Origin of the sequence: Pseudooceanicola antarcticus (assembly GCF_900215355.1) — a bacterium.
Lineage (GTDB): Bacteria > Pseudomonadota > Alphaproteobacteria > Rhodobacterales > Rhodobacteraceae > Pseudooceanicola > Pseudooceanicola antarcticus.
This window is the reverse complement of the sequence record NZ_OBEA01000003.1, coordinates 275,117-291,993: the sequence shown is the minus strand read 5'-3', so window position 1 is coordinate 291,993 and position 16,877 is coordinate 275,117. Positions and strand designations below refer to the sequence as shown.

General features: G+C 68.9%; 19 protein-coding genes. 6 read left to right on the top strand and 13 right to left on the bottom strand.

The window, feature by feature from the left end; genetic code table 11:
• Positions 1–26 precede the first annotated feature (26 nt).
• From carB to CRO50_RS09335, 5 genes are all read left to right on the top strand, one after another.
• Positions 27–3,356, top strand: coding sequence for a carbamoyl-phosphate synthase large subunit (gene carB, locus CRO50_RS09355; RefSeq protein ID WP_097145638.1), 3,330 nt, complete (start codon positions 27–29; stop codon positions 3,354–3,356).
• Between the two features lie 195 nt (positions 3,357–3,551).
• On the top strand, positions 3,552–4,031 hold the full coding sequence (locus tag CRO50_RS09350; protein WP_097145637.1) for a pyridoxamine 5'-phosphate oxidase family protein: 480 nt from the start codon (positions 3,552–3,554) through the stop codon (positions 4,029–4,031).
• Between the two features lie 78 nt (positions 4,032–4,109).
• Positions 4,110–4,505: a GFA family protein gene (locus tag CRO50_RS09345; protein ID WP_097145636.1), complete on the top strand. Its 396-nt coding sequence runs from the start codon at positions 4,110–4,112 to the stop codon at positions 4,503–4,505.
• 50 nt (positions 4,506–4,555) lie between these two features.
• Complete coding sequence (locus CRO50_RS09340; protein ID WP_097145635.1) at positions 4,556–5,143, top strand: thymidine kinase; 588 nt, start codon at positions 4,556–4,558, stop codon at positions 5,141–5,143.
• A gap of 110 nt (positions 5,144–5,253) precedes the next feature.
• Positions 5,254–6,339: an alpha/beta hydrolase gene (locus tag CRO50_RS09335; protein ID WP_100128031.1), complete on the top strand. Its 1,086-nt coding sequence runs from the start codon at positions 5,254–5,256 to the stop codon at positions 6,337–6,339.
• A 63-nt stretch (positions 6,340–6,402) separates the two neighbouring features.
• Here the strand turns inward: CRO50_RS09335 and CRO50_RS09330 are convergent, their stop codons facing one another.
• The 12 genes from CRO50_RS09330 to CRO50_RS09275 all read right to left on the bottom strand — a co-directional run bounded on the left by CRO50_RS09330 (position 6,403) and on the right by CRO50_RS09275 (position 15,966).
• Positions 6,403–7,359: a 2-hydroxyacid dehydrogenase gene (locus CRO50_RS09330; protein WP_097145633.1), complete on the bottom strand. Its 957-nt coding sequence runs from the start codon at positions 7,357–7,359 to the stop codon at positions 6,403–6,405.
• Between the two features lies 1 nt (position 7,360).
• Positions 7,361–7,702: a tRNA-binding protein gene (locus CRO50_RS09325; protein ID WP_097145632.1), complete on the bottom strand. Its 342-nt coding sequence runs from the start codon at positions 7,700–7,702 to the stop codon at positions 7,361–7,363.
• Positions 7,695–8,510, bottom strand: coding sequence for a pyrroline-5-carboxylate reductase (proC, locus tag CRO50_RS09320; RefSeq protein WP_097145631.1), 816 nt, complete (start codon positions 8,508–8,510; stop codon positions 7,695–7,697). Before proC ends, CRO50_RS09325 begins: the two co-directional genes overlap by 8 nt.
• 36 nt (positions 8,511–8,546) lie before the next feature.
• Positions 8,547–9,047, bottom strand: a complete 501-nt coding sequence (locus CRO50_RS09315) for a type III secretion system chaperone family protein (protein ID WP_097145630.1) — start codon at positions 9,045–9,047, stop codon at positions 8,547–8,549.
• A gap of 296 nt (positions 9,048–9,343) precedes the next feature.
• Positions 9,344–10,336 (bottom strand): energy transducer TonB family protein, encoded by a 993-nt coding sequence (locus tag CRO50_RS09310; RefSeq protein WP_097145629.1) that lies wholly within the window; start codon positions 10,334–10,336, stop codon positions 9,344–9,346.
• The gene (locus CRO50_RS09305; protein ID WP_232617669.1) at positions 10,333–10,755 is read right to left on the bottom strand and encodes an ExbD/TolR family protein; all 423 of its coding nucleotides are present in this window, start codon (positions 10,753–10,755) and stop codon (positions 10,333–10,335) included. The genes CRO50_RS09310 and CRO50_RS09305 overlap by 4 nt, the downstream gene beginning before the upstream one ends.
• Before the next feature lie 2 nt (positions 10,756–10,757).
• On the bottom strand, positions 10,758–11,141 hold the full coding sequence (locus CRO50_RS09300; RefSeq protein ID WP_097145628.1) for an ExbD/TolR family protein: 384 nt from the start codon (positions 11,139–11,141) through the stop codon (positions 10,758–10,760).
• A 17-nt stretch (positions 11,142–11,158) separates the two neighbouring features.
• Entirely contained in the window at positions 11,159–12,142 is a 984-nt protein-coding gene (locus CRO50_RS09295) for a MotA/TolQ/ExbB proton channel family protein (RefSeq protein ID WP_097145627.1), read from the bottom strand.
• Positions 12,143–12,397: 255 nt separating this feature from the next.
• Positions 12,398–13,150, bottom strand: a complete 753-nt coding sequence (locus CRO50_RS09290; RefSeq protein WP_097145626.1) for an iron ABC transporter ATP-binding protein — start codon at positions 13,148–13,150, stop codon at positions 12,398–12,400.
• Entirely contained in the window at positions 13,147–14,094 is a 948-nt protein-coding gene (locus CRO50_RS09285; protein WP_097145625.1) for an iron chelate uptake ABC transporter family permease subunit, read from the bottom strand. The genes CRO50_RS09290 and CRO50_RS09285 overlap by 4 nt, the downstream gene beginning before the upstream one ends.
• Positions 14,084–15,010, bottom strand: coding sequence for an ABC transporter permease (locus CRO50_RS09280; RefSeq protein ID WP_097145624.1), 927 nt, complete (start codon positions 15,008–15,010; stop codon positions 14,084–14,086). The genes CRO50_RS09285 and CRO50_RS09280 overlap by 11 nt, the downstream gene beginning before the upstream one ends.
• Positions 15,011–15,057: 47 nt before the next feature.
• Positions 15,058–15,966: a siderophore ABC transporter substrate-binding protein gene (locus tag CRO50_RS09275; protein ID WP_097145623.1), complete on the bottom strand. Its 909-nt coding sequence runs from the start codon at positions 15,964–15,966 to the stop codon at positions 15,058–15,060.
• Between the two features lie 140 nt (positions 15,967–16,106).
• Here CRO50_RS09275 and CRO50_RS09270 point away from each other — a divergent pair, with 140 nt between their 5' ends.
• The gene (locus CRO50_RS09270; protein ID WP_097145622.1) at positions 16,107–16,394 is read left to right on the top strand and encodes a DUF2218 domain-containing protein; all 288 of its coding nucleotides are present in this window, start codon (positions 16,107–16,109) and stop codon (positions 16,392–16,394) included.
• 140 nt (positions 16,395–16,534) lie between these two features.
• Here the strand turns inward: CRO50_RS09270 and CRO50_RS09265 are convergent, their stop codons facing one another.
• On the bottom strand, positions 16,535–16,774 hold the full coding sequence (locus tag CRO50_RS09265; RefSeq protein WP_097145621.1) for an Lrp/AsnC ligand binding domain-containing protein: 240 nt from the start codon (positions 16,772–16,774) through the stop codon (positions 16,535–16,537).
• Positions 16,775–16,877 lie beyond the last annotated feature (103 nt).

The window sequence follows — 16,877 nt, the reverse complement described above, 5'->3', positions numbered from 1 at the left end:
TATCGCGCTGTCACGAGGTCCCCAGAATGCCTAAGAGAACCGATATCAACTCAATCATGATCATCGGCGCGGGGCCCATCATCATCGGCCAGGCCTGTGAATTCGACTACTCGGGTGCCCAGGCCTGCAAGGCGCTGCGTGAAGAGGGCTACCGGGTGATCCTGGTGAACTCGAACCCCGCCACGATCATGACCGACCCCGGCCTTGCCGACGCGACCTATATCGAGCCGATCACGCCCGAGGTTGTCGCCAAGATCATCGAGAAAGAGCGCCCCGACGCGCTGCTGCCCACCATGGGCGGCCAGACCGGCCTGAACACCGCGCTGGCGCTGGATGACCAGGGCGTGCTCGAGAAATTCGGCGTCGAGCTCATCGGCGCCAACCGCGAAGCCATCGAGATGGCCGAGGACCGCAAGCTCTTCCGCGACGCCATGGACCGCATCGGCCTGGAAAATCCCAAGGCGACCATCGTCACCTCTCCGAAGATGGAGAACGGCAAGCGCGACATCGCCGCCGGCATGAAGGAGGCCATGGAGGCGCTGGAGCACATCGGCCTGCCCGCGATCATCCGCCCTGCCTTCACCCTGGGCGGCACCGGCGGTGGCGTGGCCTACAACCGCGACGACTACGAATATTACTGCCGCTCCGGCATGGAGGCCTCTCCGGTCGGCCAGATCCTGGTCGACGAAAGCCTGCTGGGCTGGAAGGAATACGAGATGGAGGTCGTCCGCGACAAGGCGGACAACGCGATCATCGTCTGCTCGATCGAGAACGTGGACCCGATGGGCGTGCACACCGGCGATTCGATCACCGTGGCCCCGGCGCTGACGCTGACCGACAAGGAATACCAGGCCATGCGCTCGGCCTCGATCGCCGTGCTGCGCGAGATCGGCGTCGAGACCGGCGGCTCCAACGTGCAATGGGCGATCAACCCCGAGGATGGCCGCATGGTCGTCATCGAGATGAACCCCCGCGTGTCCCGCTCTTCCGCGCTGGCCTCCAAGGCCACCGGCTTCCCGATTGCCAAGATCGCCGCCAAGCTGGCGGTCGGCTACACGCTGGACGAGCTGGACAACGACATCACCAAGGTGACGCCGGCCTCCTTCGAGCCGACCATCGACTACGTGGTCACCAAGATCCCGCGTTTCGCCTTCGAGAAGTTCCCCGGCTCCGAGCCGCTGCTGACCACCGCCATGAAGTCGGTGGGCGAGGTCATGGCCATTGGCCGGACCTTCCACGAATCGCTGCAGAAGGCCCTGGCCTCGATGGAGACCGGCCTGACCGGCCTCGACGAGATCGAGATCGAGGGCGTCTCTGCCGATGCCCCCGCCGCAGAGGTCGACCGTGCCGCCGTGGTCAAGGCGCTGTCGCGCCAGACCCCGGACCGTATCCGCGTCATCGCCCAGGCCATGCGCTTCGGCCTGTCGGATGACGAGATCCAGGCCGTCACCGCCTTCGATCCCTGGTTCCTGGCCCGCATCCGCGAGATCATCCGCGCCGAGGCCGAGGTGCAGATGAACGGCCTTCCGCTGACCGAAGAGGGCCTGCGCCGCCTGAAGATGCTGGGCTTCTCGGATGCCCGGCTGGCCAAGCTCTCGGCCCGTGACGAGGACCAGGTGCGCCGCGCCCGGCACAACCTGGGCGTCACCGCCGTCTTCAAGCGCATCGACACCTGCGCCGCCGAGTTCGAGGCCCAGACCCCCTACATGTACTCGACCTACGAAGAGCCCATGATGGGCGAGGTCGAGGACGAGGCACGGCCCTCCGACCGCAAGAAGGTGGTCATCCTGGGTGGCGGTCCGAACCGGATCGGCCAGGGCATCGAGTTCGACTATTGCTGCTGCCACGCCTGCTTCAGCCTGACCGACGCGGGTTACGAGACCATCATGGTCAACTGCAACCCCGAGACGGTCTCGACCGACTACGACACCTCGGATCGCCTCTACTTCGAGCCGCTGACCTTCGAGCACGTGATGGAAATCCTGCGCGTCGAACAGTCCAAGGGCTCGCTGCATGGCGTGATCGTCCAGTTCGGCGGCCAGACGCCCCTGAAGCTGGCCAATGCGCTGGAAGAGGCGGGTATCCCGATCCTGGGCACCACCCCCGACGCCATCGACCTGGCCGAGGACCGCGAGCGCTTCCAGGACCTGGTGAACCGCCTCGACCTGAAGCAGCCGAAGAACGGCATCGCCCATTCCGACACCGAGGCGCTTGAGATCGCCGAGGAAATCGGCTTCCCGCTGGTCATCCGCCCCTCCTACGTGCTGGGTGGCCGCGCCATGGAGATCGTCCGCGAGATGGAGGGCCTGAAGCGCTACATCCGCGACGCCGTGGTCGTCTCGGGCGACAGCCCGGTGCTGCTGGACAGCTACCTGTCCGGTGCCGTCGAGGTCGACGTGGATGCGCTCTGCGACGGCGAGGACGTTCATGTCGCGGGCATCATGCAGCACATCGAAGAGGCCGGCGTCCACTCGGGCGACTCGGCCTGCTCGCTGCCGCCGCATTCCCTGTCGGCCGAGGTCATCGCCGAGCTGAAGCGCCAGTCCCGCGCCCTGGCGCTTGAGCTGGGCGTGGTCGGCCTGATGAACGTGCAGTTCGCGGTGAAGCCCGAGAACGGCGAAGACGTGATCTACCTCATCGAGGTGAACCCCCGTGCCTCGCGGACCGTGCCCTTCGTGGCCAAGGCCGTGAACAGCCCCATCGCCTCCATCGCCGCGCGCGTCATGGCCGGCGAGAAGCTGAAGGACTTCGACCTGGTCGACCCGCAGATCGAAGGCTTCGCGGTGAAGGAAGCCGTGCTGCCCTTCGCCCGCTTCCCCGGCGTCGATACGCTGCTTGGGCCGGAAATGCGCTCCACCGGCGAGGTCATGGGCTATGACCGCAGCTTCGGCCGTGCCTTCCTGAAGGCCCAGATGGGCGCGGGCTCGCACCTGCCGACCGAGGGCCGTATCTTCATCTCGATCCGCGATACCGACAAGGACGCCGAGATGCTGGACGCGGCGCGCATCCTGACCGACCTTGGCTTCGCCCTGGTGGCCACCCGCGGCACCGCCAACTGGCTGACCGATGCGGGCATCGCCTGCGAGACCGTGAACAAGGTCTACGAGGGCCGCCCCAACGTGGTGGACCTGCTGAAGGATGGCGAGATCGCCCTGGTCTTCAACACCACCGAGGGCGCGCAATCGGTGGCCGACTCCCGCGAGATCCGCTCGGTCGCGCTCTACGACAAGATCCCCTACTTCACCACCGCCGCGGGCGCCAAGGCGGCCGTGCAGGCGATGAAGTCGCGGGTCGAGGGCGAGATCGAGGTGACCTCGCTGCAGGAAACCGCCATCGAAACCGCCAAGCGCGGATGAGCCGGGCGCTGCGCATCGCCGCCTTCGCGGCGGTGCTGGCCCTGGCGGGCTGCGGCGTGCCGCTGGTGCCGCTGATCTGATCGGAACGCGCGGGGCGAAAGCTCCGCGCGTTTTGCCTTTGCGCGGGGTCTCGAGCTGGAACATCCACGCCCCCGCCTTCGTTGGGTCTGCAAGATCAAACGAAAGGAAAGCACCATGAAGGACCACGACACCAAGACCGCACAACGTCTCTTCGACCGTCTCGGTGATGTCACCGCGGGCATGCTGATGACCGGCCCGGACACCCATATTCCCATGAGCCACTATGCCGACGCGGACGAGGGCGTCCTGTGGTTCATCAGCGCCGAAGGCACCGCCGCGCACCAGGCCGCCGTGGAAAAGCGCGACAGCCACTTCCTGGTCGCCGACCAGGGCGCCAAGCTCTACGCCGACATCTCGGGCCAGCTTCAGGCCGTGACCGATCCGGCCAAGCTCGACGACCTCTGGTCGCGCGTCGCCGGCGCCTGGTTCGAGGAAGGCCGCGAGGATTCCTCTGTCCGCCTGCTGCGCTTCGTGCCCGCCAAGGCCGAGGTCTGGCTGACCGAAGGTGGCGCGAAATTCCTCTACGAGATCGCCCGCGCCAACGTGACCGGGCACACGCCCGATGTGGGCGAGCACGAGGTGATCACCTTCTGATCCGCTGCAACAGGGCGTAGGGTGGGGACGAACCCACCCTGCGCCACGCGGCGCAGGCCTCGCTGAAAGGAGACCGGGATGGCGCAACACCCCGCAAGCTGCCTTTGCGGCGCCCTTCGCCTTGTGGCCCATGGCGCGCCGCTCAGGGTCGGGCTGTGCCATTGCCTCGACTGCCGCAAGCACCACGGCGCGCTCTTCTATGCCGCCGCCGTCTTCCCGGCGGACCGGGTCGAGATCACCGGCGACTCCCGCGCCTACGAGGGCCGCCACTTCTGCCCAACCTGCGGCTCTTCCGTCTTTGCCCGCACCGGCGACGAGGTAGAGCTGCACCTGGGCGCGCTCGACAGCCCCTCTGTCTTCGCCCCGGATTACGAGCTCTGGACCAGCCGCCGCGAGGCCTGGCTGCCGCCCTTCCCCGTCTCTGCCAGCCATCCGGGCGACCGCCCCGAGGACAGCGGGAAAAGCGGCGCATAGCGACCCGGCAGGCTCTTGCCCCCTGCCCCCGACCCGGCCTATCTACCGCCATGGCCAAGCTCTATTTCCACTACTCCACCATGAACGCGGGCAAGTCGACGATCCTGCTGCAAGCGTCGCACAACTACCGTGAACGCGGCATGGACACCTACCTGCTGACCGCGCAATTCGACAAGCGCGCGGGCGAAGGGCGCATCGGCTCCCGCATCGGGATCGGCGCCGATGCCGATACCTTCGCCGAGGGCGATGACCTCTTCGAGAAGATCCGCGCCCGGCACGCGGCGGCAGCCTTCGCCTGCGTCTTCGTCGACGAGGCGCAGTTCCTCTCCAAGGACCAGGTCTGGCAGCTGGCCCGCGTGGTGGATGACCTGCGCATCCCCATCATGTGCTACGGCCTGCGCGTCGATTTCCGCGGCGAGCTCTTCCCCGGCTCCTCGGCCCTGCTGGCGCTGGCCGACGAGATGCGCGAAGTGCGCACCATCTGCCATTGCGGCAAGAAGGCCACCATGGTGGTGCGGCGCGGCGCCGATGGCCGCGCCCTGCAGGACGGCGCCCAGATCCAGATCGGCGGGAACGAGACCTATGTTTCGCTCTGCCGCCGCCACTGGCGGGCCGAGATGGGCGACACGCCGGTCTGACCCGGCCCGGCCTGATCTTCCGCGACCCAGTCCCCTCCGGGCCTCCGGGCTCCGATTGACCGCTGCCCCCCTCGCGGCCTAGCAAGGGGGGACGCGACGTGGAGACCCCGATGACAGCCCTTTCCAGACGTTCCGAAGCAGGGCTCCTGCCCCTGCTGCGGCCCCTGCTGCTGCTCTGTCTCCTGCTGCTGGCGGGCTGCGCCGCGCGCCCCGGACCCGAGGTGCTGGACCCCCGCCCCGAGACCGAGGCAACCCGTGTCATCCGCATCTATGCCGCCACCAACCGCGCCCTTGCGGGCAGCTTCACGACCCAGCCCGCCTTCGCAACCGCCTATCGCTATTACGATATCTCCGTCCCAGAGGGGGCCAGCGGTGCACAGATCCCCTATCCCGAGGCAGAGCCCGATCCCGCGCGCCAGATGGTGGTGGTCGAAAGCGGCGTCATGGATCGCGCCAGCTTCCTGTCTGCCACGCGCAAGGCCGCCAGACGCGAGGCCGGGGACAGCGGCCAGCTTGGTCTCTATGTCCATGGCTACAACACCCGCTTCCAGGAGGCGCTCTTCCGGCTGGCGCAGATCGCCGCCGAGACCGACAGCACGGTGGCGCCGGTGCTCTTCTCCTGGCCCTCGCGCGGGCGGCCGCTGGACTACGAGGCCGACCGGCAGGCGGCGCTCTTCTCCCGCACTGCGCTGAGCGACCTGGTGACCGGGCTGACCGCCGGCGGCGAGCGGCTGGTGCTCTTCGGCCATTCCATGGGCGGCTTCCTGGTCATGGAGGTGCTGCAGGCGCTGAAGCTCTCGGGCCGTGACGCGGTGCTGGACCGGCTGGAGGTGGTCCTGGCCGCCCCCGATATCGACGTCTTCGTCTTCGCCTCGCAACTCGACACGCTGGGACCGATGGCCCATCCGATCATCGTGCTGACCGCATCGGACGACCGCGCCCTCGGGCTCTCGTCGCGGATCTCGGGCGGCAGGCCCCGCCTTGGCGCCCTGCCCGCCGCGTCACCGATGGTGGCCGCGGCCGCGCGCCGGGCCAATGTGCAGATCATCGACATATCGGCGGTCGAGGCCGACCCCCTGGGCCACCAGCGCTACGTGGGTCTCGTGCAGCTCTATGCCCGGCAGGAGGCCACGCCCCCCGCCCTGCCCGGCGCCTATATCTTCGATGCGATCTCGCGGTCTCTGAAGGCGCCCTGAGAAGGGGCCCAGGGGCCGTGGCGCGCCCCACCCGTGCCCTCGGGCAACAGGTGGGGGGCCGGGTCAGTTGACCTTGTTCGGGCAGTCTTCACCGGCGAAGAAGGCGCGCAGGTTCTCGACCGCCATGGCGCCCATGTCCTCGCGCACGTCGAGACAGGAGGTGCCCAGGTGCGGCAGCAGCACGGCGTTGTCGAAGGCCATCAGCGCCTCGGGCACCAGCGGTTCGTGCTCGTAGACATCCAGGCCGACGGCACCGATGCTGCGCGCTTCGAGCGCGGCGATCAGGGCGGCTTCGTCGACGATATCGCCACGGGCGATGTTGACCAGCACCCCATGCGGCTGCATCGCCCCCAGGACCGAAGCACCGACCAGGTGGTGGGTCTCGGGGCTGGCCGGGGTGGCCACCACAAGGATATCGGCCCAGGCGGCCAGGCCTTCCAGGGTCTCGTGCCGGGTGGCGGGAACCTCGGTCTCCTTCTCGGAGCGGTTGAAGTAGCCCACCTCCATGCCAAAGCCGAAATGGCAGCGCCGTGCCACGGCCTGGCCGATGCGGCCCATGCCGATGACGCCCAGCTTGCGGCCCGTGACATGCAGGCCCAGCATCTGGGTCGGGTGCCAGCCCTCCCATTGCCCCGAGCGCACCAGGCGCTCGGCCTCGCCGGCGCGGCGGCAGGCCATCAGGATCAGCGTCATCGCCACATCCGCCGTGGCATCGGTCACCGCGCCGGGCGTGTTGGTCACCGTGACGCCGTGGTTGCGGCAGGCCTGGGTGTCGATGTGGTTGTAGCCCACCCCGAAGTTGGCCAGGATCTTGCAGCGCGGACGGCCGAAATCCTGCAGGATCTCGGCGCTCACCTGGTCGCCCAGCGTCACCATCATCCCGTCATAGACCGCCAGGCCCGAGCGAATCTCGGCCGGGCTCATCGGGCGGGTGCTGTCGCGGATCTCGACCTCGAAAAGCTGCGAGGCCGCCTCGATGGTGGCAGGCGGCATCGGGCGAGACAGAAGGATACGCTTCATCTCAGTGCATCCGCTGTCCGGGCGCCACGTCCTGGTCGGGGGTGACAAGCACCACGCCGCCCTCGGCATCGGCGACGCCAAGGGTCAGCACCTCGGACATGAAGGGGCCGATCTGGCGCGGCGGGAAGTTCACCACCGCCATGACCATCTTTCCCACCAGGTCCTCCGGCGTGTAATGCGCCGTGATCTGGGCCGAGGTCTTCTTCTCGCCGATCTCGGGGCCGAAATCGATCCAGAGCTTGATGGCCGGCTTGCGGGCCTCGGGGAAGGGTTCGGCGCGCACCACCTTGCCCGCGCGGATGTCGACCTTCAGGAAGTCGTCGAAAGAGATCTCGTCAGCCATTTGCCAGCTCCCGTCCCCGGTCCGCGGCCGCCTTGACCGCGCGTTTCAACAGCGGCGGGAAACCCGCCTCCTCGTCCATCAGCACCTCCAGCGCCGCCTGCGTGGTGCCATTGGGGCTTGTCACGTTGACGCGCAGCTGACCGGGGGTTTCCTCGGCCTCCTCGGCCAGGGCTCCGGCCCCGGCGACGGTGGCCTTGGCCAGCTGCATGGCCAGCTCGGGCGAAAGGCCCTGGGCCTCGCCCGCGGCGGCCAGCGTTTCGATCAAGTGGAAGACATAGGCCGGACCCGAGCCAGAGACGCCGGTCACGGCGTCGATCTGCCCCTCGTCCTCGAGCCGCACCACCTGGCCCACGGCCAGCAGCAGCTCTTCGGCGAGATCCAGCTTGTCGGCGCCCGCATGGGCATTGCCGATGATCGCGGTGATGCCCCGGCCCACTGCGGCGGGGGTGTTGGGCATGGCGCGGATCACCGGGCTCTCGGCCCCGAAGGCCGTCTCGAAGGCCGAAATGGGCGTACCCGCCGCGACCGAGAGATAGAGCGTGTCGCTGTTGCCGAAGCTCTGCAGCCCCGGCAGCGCATCGCCCATCATCTGCGGCTTCACCGCGATCAGCGCCACGGCGGGGGCCTCGGGCAGACCCGCGTTCACATGCACTCCGGTCGATGTCAGCCAGTCGCTGGGATGCGGATCAAGCACCCAGACCGAGCTTGCCGGCAGGCCGCGCTTGAGCCAGCCCGCCAGCATGGCCGAACCCATCTTACCGCATCCAAGCAGGACGAGGCCTTTCTCGGCCACCTTATCCAGAGACATGTTCACCCCTTCGTTCAAGTAACGTCGGGGTACTTGTTACGCGCGCCCGTAGGCCTCTGCAATGGCGACCTCCAGAGCGGCGCGCGGCGGGCGGCCACCCCAGACATTGAGCTGGAAGGCAGGGTAGTAGCGTTCCGCAGACAGCACGGCGGCAGAGATCAGGGTCGAGATCTGCTCGGCCGAGGCGCTCTGTTCGCCGGTCAGCAGCAGGCCGTAGCGATAGACCATCAGCTTCTGTTCGGCCCAGAAGGTGAAGGCCCCGGCCCAGCACTGGTCGTTGACGTGGTTGAGAAGCTCGTAGAGCCCCGGCAGCGCCTCTTCGGGCGGCTCCATGTCGAAGGTACAGACCAGTCGGAGGGTCTCGTCATAGCCGGACCAGGCGAGCGTCACGGAATAGGTCCGCCACTGGCCCTCGACCGCCATGGCGATCTGGTCTTCACCGATACGGTCGAAATCCCATTCGTGATGTTCGGCAAGGGTCTCGACGATGTCGATGGGGTGCAGTTCTTCGGAAATGAAGGTTTCAGACAATGCCATGACGCCACCTCATTTGGATTAGCGGAGGGGGCTGGCAGCGCCCCAAGCGCTAGGTGCCTGCTCTAGAAACGGGGCGATTTCCTCCGTTCCTTACAAGATATGGTGGGCGCGCTTGGTCCCCCTGTAAAGCCAAAACTTGGGGACAACTTCAATTTGTTGTGGAAAGCTCGAAGGCTTCCACCATGGGCTGATATCTCCCGAATGCCGGAAAGCCCTTCCACGTCAGGGCAATACCCCTCGGGGCCGGGGCCTCGGGGATGTGCACAATTTCTGGCCGATTGCCGCCGGCGGCAGATCTAGGAGAAGTCCATGGGCAGGGTGAAACTGTAGCTGGCCTGGCCCAGCCCCTGCGGCGCCGGGGGCAGCTTGCCGGCCCGGCGCACCGCCTCCATCGCCGCCGCATCGAAGGCCTGCTGACCCGAGGACCGCAGCACCGAAGCCCCGAGGATCGCCCCGTCGCGTCCGACGGTCAGCCGCACCACCACCCGGCCCGACTGGCCGCGCATGCCTGAGGGGAAGCGCTTGCGCCGCTCGATGCGCGTGCGGATCCTGGCGCCCCAGACCTGTTGCAGACGCGCCTCCTGCTGGCCGTTGCCGGTCACCACCTGCGCCTTGCCCGCCTTGCCCGCCTGCGCCGCCCCGCCGGAGCCCGCCGCGCGCTGCGTCGTGCCGCCATTGCCGCCCGAGCGGGCCTGCTGCGTCCGCTCGGCGGGCCTTGCCTCGGGCTTGGGGTCCGGCTTCGGGGCGGGTTGCGGCGGCGGGCTGTCGCGCTTCGGCGCTGTCTCGGGCCGCGCGGGCGGGCGCAGGCTGCTCGGCGGCGCCAGCGTTGGCATTCTCTCGGCCAGCGGCTCAGGCCGGGGTTCTTCCGGCGCGGCGCGGGGCCGGTTGGCCAGCGCCTGCACCTGCTGCGGCAGCGCCTCCGGCGCGGGCGGCGGCGGCGGCACCTGCCTGTCGAACTTCGGCACCGTCACCGTATCCGGACTGGCCTCGGCCACCTGCAACTCGGGCAGGACCGGCGGCGGCGCAGCCTCGATCCGCGGACGCGGGACAGGCGGCGCGGAGCGAGGCTCTGCCGACACCGGCGCTTCAGGGTCGAGCTCTGCATCGGGCGGGGTCTCCCAGGCGCGGACCAGCTCCTGCAGGCCCTCGGGCGCGCCCTGCAGCGTCACCAGCGTCTCGCCCCCCGCGCCGCCCGACTGGGCGCCGGTGGCCGGTGCACGCAGCGCAAGGACCAGGTGCAGCCCAAGGGCGAGACCGAGAAAGACAAGGACTTCCGCCAGACGTCTCATTGCTGCGCCACCACCAGCGCCACCTCAGAGAGCCCCGCCTCTGTCAGCGCCTTCAGCAGGCGGGCGACCTCTGCCCCCTCGACACCGGCATCGGCACGCAGGCGGGGCGGGCTGTCTTCGCCCTGCCCCCTTCGTGCCCCGGCGGCGGCGACAAAGGCGGCGATGGCGGCCTCGCCCCGCTGATCCTCATGGCCCACCTCTCCGGCCGCCGACAGGTAGAGCACCGGCATCTCGGGCAGCTCGGTGCCCTCGGGGGCGGTCGGCGGCGCGACCGCGAAGGGCTCCGGCGGAGCGAGGCGAGAGGTCATCAGGAAGAAGATCAGCAGCAGGAAGACCACGTTGATCATCGGCACGATGGATTCCGCGCGCGCGCGGCGCACGGGCGGCGTGAAGGACATCTGTTTCACCGGGGGCTGCATGGTCACTCCACCAGCACCAGTTTCAGGTGCCCCGCAGCGCGCAGCCGCATGGCCAGGTCGACCAGCCTTTGCAGTGCCGCCCCCTCCTGCCCGCGCAGGATCACCGCGTCTTCGGGCGCGGGGGCCAGTTCGGCCAGGGCGGCCACCAGCGCCTCGGGGCTCATCTCCACGCCGTTCAGTTTCACCGCGCCGGGCAACACGTCGACCAGCCGGGGCGCGCCGCGATAGCCCCCGCCGCTCTGCGAGGCCAGCGGCAGCGGCAGCACCTGGTCCATGCCGAAGCGCGAGGCCAGCATGAAGAAGACCAGCAACAGGAAGACCACGTCGATCATCGGCGTCAGAGAGGGTTTGCGCCGCGCGCGCGGGGTATCGTCGAGGAAGGCCATTGCGGAAGGCCCCGGCCCTATTGCGCCGCCAGCGAGGCGAGGCTGCCGCCCCTGCGCTCGCCGGGCAGGTCCGCCACGAAGATCCGCGCCGAGAGGTCCTCAAGGTCATTGCGCAGGCTATCCAGCACGGCCTCGAACCAGGTCAGCGCCGCAGAGGCCGGAATCGCCACGGCCATGCCGGCGGCGGTGGTCAGCAGCGCCTCCCAGATGCCGCCCGCCAGCATCGAGGGATCGGCGCGGCTGCCGGCCTCCTGCAGGGCCTGGAACGCCGCGATCATGCCCATGACGGTGCCCAGCAGACCCAGCAGCGGCGCGATGGTCGAGATCAGCTCGAGCGCCCTCAGGGCCGAGCCCTGCGAGGCCAGCAGGCCACGGGCCACGCGGCTGGTCTCTTCGCGGGCCGCATCCTCGGACAGGCCGAGGCGCGCCTGCATCGCCGCGCGCGTCAACCGGGAGCGCAGCCCCTTGCGCCCCTCGATGGCCGAAAGCGCCGCAGCCGCGTCGCCCGCTTCCCAGGCCTCCACCGCCCGGCGCGACATGCGCCGCGACCATGCGCCGGCCAGCACGAGACGCCAGGCTTTCCACAGGATCAGCGCCACGGTGACGACCGAAAGCGCCGCGATGGCCCAGATCGCCGGGCCGCCGTTGACCAGGAACGCCCTGGCACGGTCGTAGGCCCCGGCAAGACCGGGGCGCGGTGCGGGCGTGGTCTCAGGTGTGGTCTGGGCCGGCAGGGTTTCCGGCAGCGGGGTCGCTGTCTGCGCAGTCTCCGGGGCCTCCACCGCAGGGGTCTGCCCCGCCACGTCGGGCGCGGGGCCCTCCGCAAGCACCGGGGCGCGGTCGGCTTGCGGCAGGACGATACCGCCGCCGGGGGCCTCCTGCGGGACGGCAAGGCCGGGGGAGATATCTCCGCCGAGCTGCGGCGCCTGCTGCGCCAGCGCCGGGTCTTCCACCGTCGTTCCAAGAAGCGCCAAGGCGATCACTGCCTGCCGAATTGCCATCTGGGTCTCCCATCCGCATGGGCCCCTGCGGATGCACCGCGTCCGGGGCGAAACTTCCAGCGCGCCCCTGTCACCGGGGACTGAGAACCCTGTGGCAGAAGCGCGCCTTCACGCCGGTTGGCACCGGGACCTGCGCCGCAGGCCCCGCGATGGCTGTGCCGGTATCTGGCGTGGGCCTACGATAGCTGAGTAATACAGTCAACTATATTCCGAAGACCGCCCCACCCCGGCCCGGATGCGCGCGCCGGGCGCCTGTCAGACCAGCACCACCGGCTGGCCGTCGATCACCGAAACCTCCGCGTCGGTGCCGAAGACATCGCGCAGCAGCGCATCCGTCACCACCTCCGCCGCAGGCCCCTGCGCCGCCACGCGGCCCTCGTGCAGGGCGACGATGCGATCGGCGAAACGGGCGGCATAGTTGATGTCGTGCAGCACGATGACCACGGTCTTGCCGTCCTCGTCCGCCATCTGCCTGAGCAGCCGCATCAGGCTGCGGGCCCCGGCGATGTCGAGGTTGTTCAGCGGCTCGTCCAGCAGCAGGTAATCGGTGTCCTGGGCGAAGGCCATGGCAACGAAGGCCCGCTGGCGCTGCCCGCCCGAGATCTCGTCCAGGAAGCGTGCGCGCATGGGGCCAAGGCCGAACCGCGCGATGGCGGCCTCCACCAGGGCGTGGTCCTCGGGGCCGGGGCGGCCCCGGTGCCAGGGGTAGCGCCCGAAGGCCACCAGCTCCTCGACGCGCAGCCGGGCCGAGACATGGGTGCTCTGGGCCATGATCGCCAGGTGCCGCGCCAGCACGCGGTCACTGACCTTGCCGATCTGCATGTCGTCGATGTGGATCTCTCCCTGCCGCAGCACCTGCAGCCGGGCCATCAGCGACAGCAGGGTGGACTTGCCCGCCCCGTTGGGACCGATCAGCGCGGTGATGCCGCCCTTGGGGATCTCCAGCGAGATGTCATGCAGGATCGGCGCCCCGCCGATCTGGTGCGAGACCTGGTCAACGCGGATCATGCGCGCCTCCGTTTCAGCAGCAGGAAGAGGAAGAGCGCGCCGCCGACCGCCTCGACCACCACCGAGATCGGCGTGGCAAGGCCCAGGACGCGCTCCAGCAGGGTCTGGCCACCCACCAGCACCACCGCCCCGGTCAGCGCGGCAGAGGGCAGCAGGATGGCATGACGCTCGGTCGGGGTGATGACATGGGCCAGCGCGCTGACGATGAGGCCGAAGAAGGCGGCCATGGGCCCGACCAGCGCCGTGGCCGAGGCCACCAGCGTACAGATCAGCACCAGCACCGCCGACTGGCTGCGCCGGGGCGGCTCGCCCAGGCCCAGGGCGACGGTCTCGCCCAGCCCCAGCACATCCAGCCGCGCCCGCATCCGCCAGGCGGCCCAGAGCGCCGGCAGGGTGACCAGGGTGGCCAGCACCAGCAACAGGCCGTCGACGGTGTTGAAACGCGCATAGGTGACCACGGTGACCACCGAAAACTCGACCGGGTCGATCATGCGCTGCACGAAGCCCGTGGCCGAGCGCAGGAAGACCCCGAAGATGATCCCCGTCAGCACGAGCCGCATCATCTCTCCGCGCGCGCCCCGGCGCAGCAGGGTGAACAGGCCAAGCCCCAGCCCCGACATCAGCCCGATGTTCAGCGCGAACAGCAACAGCGCCGGCAAGCCCACGTAGTCGGCCGAGCCCATCATGAAGACCAGCACCGTCTGGATCATGATGAAGAGCTGATCGAAGCCCATGATCGAGGGCGTCAGGATGCGGTTGCCGGTGATGGTCTGGAACAGCACCGTGGCCACCGACAGGCTCGCCCCGACCAGCACCAGCGCCGCCAGCTTCTGCCCCCGGAAGGGCAGCAGGAAGCTCCAGGAGCCCTTGGCGGCAAAGGTCATGTAGACCGCGCAGGCCAGCACCAGCGCCAGCAGAAGCCACAGAAGTCGTCTATGCAGCACGGGCGGGCTCCCGGTAGAGCAGATAGAGGAAGACCGCCGCGCCCAGCAGGCCCACCAGGGTCGAGACCGGGATCTCGTAGGGCGCGCGCAGCACCCGCCCCAGGATATCGGTGCCAAGCACCAGGACCGCACCCGAAAGGGCGGTGACCGGGATGGCGCGGCGCAGGTTGTCGCCCATGCGGCGGGCGACGATATTCGGCACGATCAGGCCGACGAAGGGGATGGCGCCCAGGGTGACCACGACCATCGCCGTGGTGATCGACACCGCCACCAACCCCGCGCCGGTGACCAGCTTGGTGTTCAGCCCCAGCCCCCGCGCCGCGTCCTCGCCAAGGCTCATCACCGTCAGCCGGTCGGCGATGATCCAGCAGGCGGCGGCAGCGCCCCCGGCCAGCCAGAGCAGCTCGTAGCGGCCCGCCAGGACGCCGGACAGCTCTCCGGTCATCCAGGTGCCCACGTATTGCAGCATGTCGGCCTGGAAGGCGATGAAGGTGACCAGCCCGTCGATCAGCCCGCCGTAGATCAGCGCCACCAGCGGCACCAGCAGCGGCAGGGTGGGCGGCAGCGGGCGCAGGATCAGCAACAGGCCCAGCGAGCCCGCCAGCGTGGTCAGCGCGGCAATCGACATCTTGGCCCAGATGGCAGTGGCCGGGAACAGCATGGCGGCGATCAGGATGCCCATGGCCGCCGATTGCCCCGCCCCCGCGGTCATCGGCTCGACGAAGCGGTTGCGTGCAAGGATCTGCATGATCTGCCCCGAGACCGCCAGCGCGGCCCCGGCCAGAATGGCCGCCAGGGTCCGCGGAATACGGCTGACCAGCAGCAGCTGCTGCCCCTCGGGGTCATGCAGGAAGCCACCCAGGCTGACCGGCACCGCGCCGATGAAGAGCGACAGAACGGCGAGCGGCCCCAGCAATGCCAGGGCCGCGAGAGCGAGCGGGATCGCAGGACGTTTCAGGGGATTTACTCCGCCAGCCCGTCGCTGATCTCGGTCAGGGTCGTCAGCATCGAGCCCGCACCGCCGCTCGAGATGTAGATCTCGGGCGCCGAGAGGAAGAGCACGCGGCCCTCTTTCCAGGCCTTGGTGTTATGCACCAGCGGGTTGTCCAGCGTGACCCTGCCGCTCTGCGCATCGGGGTTCACGGCGGTGCCACGGTCGATGACGATCAGCGTATCGGGGTTCACATCGGCGACGAACTCGAACGAGACGGCCTCGCCATGGGTTGCCGCCTCGATGCCCTCGGAGGCCTCGGGCCAGTCCAGTGCGCCGTGCAGCCAGCCGAAGCGCGACCCGGCCCCATAGGTCGAGATCTTCGGGCCGTTGGTCAGCAGGATCAGCGCCTTGCCGCCCTTCTCGGCGACGGCGGCCTTGGCCTCGGCCAGCGCGGTCTCGATGCGGGAGGTCAGCGCGGCGGCCTTCTCCTCTTCGCCCAGCAGGGCGCCATAGGCCTCCAGATGCGCCAGACCGTCGGTGATCGCATCGGCGCCAACGGACATGTTGGCGACCGGGGCGATCTTCGACAGCGCCTCTTTCTGCTTCAGCGAGCGCGCACCGACGATGACCAGATCGGGCTGCATGGCGGCGACGGTCTCGAAGTCGGGCTCGAAAAGGCTGCCAGCGGGCGTGGCATCCGGCACCTGGGCGGCGATATCGGCGACATAGAGCGGCTCGGGCACACCGGCGGGCGCATGGCCCAGGGCCGCGAGCGTGTCGACGGCCGCCATCTCGAAGGCGACGATGGTCCGGGGCGCGGCGGGCAGCTCGAGAGGGCCGTCAACGGTGGCAAGGCTCGCCGGCTCGGCATGGGCGGCAGCGGCGGACAGCGCCGCGGCGGCGATGGCGGACAGGATCGGGGTGTGGAAAAGGCGCATCTAGGGTCTCCGGGTTGCGTTCTCGGACCACTGGCTGCGCCCCTGAGGGTTGGCTGGCGAAGTCGGCCTTGGGGCTACCCGGTTGTCCGGAGCCGGTCAAGGACATACCTTAGTGAAAGAATCAGAGAAAGGTTTCCGCCATGCAGACCGCCACGGCGCACTTCGAGACGGACCAGGGGTCCAAGTACCTGCAGCAACTGCTGAAGCACTTCGCCCACAAGATCGAGGTCAACTACACCGAAACCGAGGGCCGCGCCGCCCTGCCCCCCGGCCCGGCCGAACTGCGCGCCGACGCGACGGGGCTGCACATGCAGGTCAGCGCCGAAAGCGACGAGGGCCTGGACCGCGCCAAGCATATCATCGAGGACCACCTGGTCCGCTTCGCCTTCCGCGAGAACCTCGAGAAACTGGACTGGCAAGAGGCCTAGGCCAACCGCCCCGACTCAGGCCCCTGGCCACCGGCGTGCGCTGAAAGGCGGCAGGCGTCCCACCCTGCGCTCATATCAGAGCGGGCCTCGCAAGCGGCCCAGGGTGGTAGCTATCCCACCTCTCAAGGCCCCTGCCCCGCTCAGAACGCCTTGAAGGTCAGCGTGGTCAGGGTCCGCTCGATCCCCTCGATGCCCTTGAAGCATTCATCGACGAAATAGCCGATGTCCGCATCCTCGGGCGGGTAGACCTTCAGCAGCAGGTCGAAGTCTCCGGAGGTGGAATAGAGCTCCGAGTGGAACTCGCGCAGCAGGATCGCATTGGCCACCGCGTAGGTCGTGCCCGGTTTGCAGCGGAGCTGGATGATGAGCGGCGTGGTCATGACGGTCCTTTCGCGTGATCTTGCGGACCCAGATTGCGACGGACAAGGGACAGGTGCAAGCGGCGAAGGCGGGCTGTGGTGTCGGCGATGCCGGGATATCTCC